General features: G+C 65.1%; 1 protein-coding gene. It reads left to right on the top strand.

All coding sequences use genetic code 11. The features are described 5' to 3' along the window. Nucleotides 1-548 (top strand): AAA family ATPase (locus ACGWYJ_RS39005; RefSeq protein ID WP_395111748.1); only part of this gene is annotated, 548 nt, incomplete at both ends.

Genomic DNA, 548 nt, shown 5'->3' with positions numbered 1-548 from the left:
CTGCTGCGCATGGAGGACGAGCTGCACAAGCGCGTGATCGGCCAGGAGGACGCCATCAAGGCCCTCTCCCAGTCGATCCGGCGTACCCGCGCGGGCCTGAAGGACCCCAAGCGTCCGGGTGGTTCGTTCATCTTCGCCGGGCCGTCGGGTGTGGGGAAGACCGAGCTGTCCAAGACGCTGGCGGAGTTCCTGTTCGGGGACGAGGACGCGCTGATCCAGCTGGACATGTCGGAGTTCATGGAGAAGCACACCGTCTCGCGGCTGTTCGGTTCCCCGCCCGGCTATGTCGGGTACGAGGAGGGCGGTCAGCTGACCGAGAAGGTGCGGCGCAAGCCGTTCTCGGTGGTGCTGTTCGATGAGATCGAGAAGGCGCACCAGGACATCTTCAACAGCCTGTTGCAGATCCTGGAGGACGGCCGGCTGACCGATGCCCAGGGCCGGGTGGTCGACTTCAAGAACACCGTGATCATCATGACCACCAACCTGGGGACCCGGGACATCTCCAAGGGCCAGTCGCTGGGCTTCTCCCGCGCCAACGACGAGCAGGG

Origin of the sequence: Actinomadura sp. SCN-SB (genome assembly GCF_043906805.1) — a bacterium.
In the GTDB taxonomy this organism is placed as follows: Bacteria; Actinomycetota; Actinomycetes; order Streptosporangiales; family Streptosporangiaceae; genus Spirillospora.
This window is presented reverse-complemented; position numbering and strand designations above follow the sequence as displayed.